The 2,226-nt window shown below is 28.5% G+C and carries 3 protein-coding genes; 2 read left to right on the forward strand and 1 reads right to left on the reverse strand.

The window, feature by feature from the left end:
- Positions 1 to 510: 510 nt before the first annotated feature.
- Positions 511 to 1,176, forward strand: a complete 666-nt coding sequence (locus AVBRAN12642_RS09575) for an NYN domain-containing protein (protein ID WP_239803127.1) — start codon at positions 511 to 513, stop codon at positions 1,174 to 1,176.
- A 58-nt stretch (positions 1,177 to 1,234) separates the two neighbouring features.
- Here AVBRAN12642_RS09575 and AVBRAN12642_RS09580 read toward each other — a convergent pair whose 3' ends face one another.
- On the reverse strand, positions 1,235 to 1,468 hold the full coding sequence (locus AVBRAN12642_RS09580) for a hypothetical protein (protein ID WP_336608301.1): 234 nt from the start codon (positions 1,466 to 1,468) through the stop codon (positions 1,235 to 1,237).
- 231 nt (positions 1,469 to 1,699) lie between these two features.
- Between AVBRAN12642_RS09580 and AVBRAN12642_RS09585 the strand changes: the two genes are divergently transcribed.
- A complete protein-coding gene (locus AVBRAN12642_RS09585) occupies positions 1,700 to 2,209 on the forward strand; it encodes a hypothetical protein (protein WP_336608302.1) in 510 nt (169 codons plus the stop codon).
- The last annotated feature ends 17 nt before the right edge of the window (positions 2,210 to 2,226 follow it).

Genomic DNA, 2,226 nt, shown 5'->3' on the forward strand with positions numbered 1-2,226 from the left:
GCCGCCACGTTTGTGTTAATTCTGAATCCCATAATTTTCTCCTTAAAAAAATAATTGTCTTGATTTCCTTATCAAGTTACAACTATATCGGTGTGCTAAAAAATAACTTTAGGGGTAATGTGAAAAAATTTTTAAAAATGTGATTGTGATGTGGGGATAGGTGGCTTTTTGTGATTTTTTCTGTTAGGAAAAAATCGTAAAAAGCCTTGTGTTAGCTCGTTTTTAAACGAGCTAACCGAAATGAATAGGATTTGAGAGTGCGAAATTTCACGGAATTTGAAATTAGAATTAGGATTTTGTGAAAAACTTGTGAAAATGTGAAATATTTGTGTGTTATAAAGGACTTAATCAATGCTTGAACATTGAATATTTAATTACTAATCATTAACTGTTAATTTTTAGAATGGGTTCAATATGCTTTGGCAGTACCTGTTTAAGACATTTATAAACTAGCAAACCCTTAGCATTAAAGCCTAGGCGTTCTTGACCTAGGCTTAAAAAAGGAAGATAATGAAAAGAAAAGTTGCAATATTAGTTGATGGTGAGTTTTATATCAAAATGTATTGTCAATTTTTTAAAGTAAGAACTCAAGATTTGGATTACAAGACACTAGCAAAAGCCTTGCAAATACATTGTATGAAGCATATTGATAAGGACTTTGAAATGCTTTATAGAATATATTTTTATGATTGTAAGCCGCTTATGAAAAAATGCCATAATCCAATAAGTAAAAAATCTATTGATTTATCAAATAGTCCTGTAGCTGAACTAAGAAATAACCTTCACAAAGAAATTATAAATTTACCTTGTTTTGCACTTAGGTTTGGATATTTAGATGAAAAAAATGCAAAATGGCAAATTAATAGCGATAAATATGATGATTTATTAAAGGGTAAAATACAATTTGATGATATTGGTGCTGATGACTTACATTATAAAGCAAAACAAAAGGGTATTGATATGAAAATAGGTTTAGATGTTGCTCATTTAAGCTATAAAAAATTGGTGGATACAATAGTGTTAATTTCTGGAGACAGTGATTTTGTCCCTGCTGCTAAATTAGCTAGAAAAGAAGGGCTTCATTTTGTGCTTGATCCAATGCATATGAAAATAAGAGAAGATTTAGCAGAACATATTGATTATCTAAAAACAACGCTACCGAGAAAAAAGTCTTAATACAATTTTAGTTATTTAATAATATTTATTGTTTTTTCTTTCATATTGGTGTTTTATTTTAAATAAAGTGCCAAACGACATTACTTCTACAATTGCCTATAATGGTATTTTTAATAAAATTCTTATTATCATCATAAAAAGGTAAAAAATATGCACTTAATCTGTAATAATTTAAATTTCTTAATTTTTCTAAAGCAAAATCTTCATTTAAAATAGTTAAATTTTTAGATCTTAACAATTCTAATTGTTCTTGCCAAGTTCTGTGGGGTTTATTATATGTTTTTTTATCCATAATCAGCTTTTAAAGTCCTTAAGGGTTGCGCATTGTTAAGAGGCTCTTAGGGAACTGTCGGAAATATATTAACATTTTTTATTCTAATAAGTCAACAAAATTAAAAAATGTGAAATATTTGTGAAAAGTTTTGATGAAAGACCCGCAAAAGCGGGGGGCGACCCATCCGCCCCTAAGATGTGATGAGATGTTATACAAAATTGATTAATATTTGCTTAAAGGTAGGTTAAAATGATTGAAAATATACTATTTATAAAGCATATTAGTGGCAAAATTTTAGCTATTGAAAACGAAATAAGAAAAAGAGTAAAAAATATAGTTTTAGATGAATATATAAGCATTTGCGAAGGTCATAGCGCTCCTAGTTTAGGGGCTTTGATTAGGCTTATATTTGATGAAAAATTAGAAAATATTGTTTTTAATAGTAAAGGATTTGAGTTTAGAAAATACTGCTCTAATAATAAAGATAGAATTAAATTATATAAAGGAGAAGATGGAATTTATACACATATACAAGTGCAAATTGCTTTAAACCTTTATAGAATGATTAGAAATAGAGCTTTTCACGGGGCTGATATGTTTAAGGTGTATGAAAAGAATGGAAAAACAAGCCCTAGAATATTTACACAAATTTATTTAGGCAAGGAGCTTTTAAACTTTGGTATCGAGCCTTACAATATAGAAATATTTTTAGATGATTTAGGCGATATTTTGGGGGTGAATATGTGGGATAGACTTTAATTCTCAAACCCCCACTA

This window comes from Campylobacter sp. RM12642 (assembly GCF_020137635.1).
Lineage (GTDB): Bacteria > Campylobacterota > Campylobacteria > Campylobacterales > Campylobacteraceae > Campylobacter_E.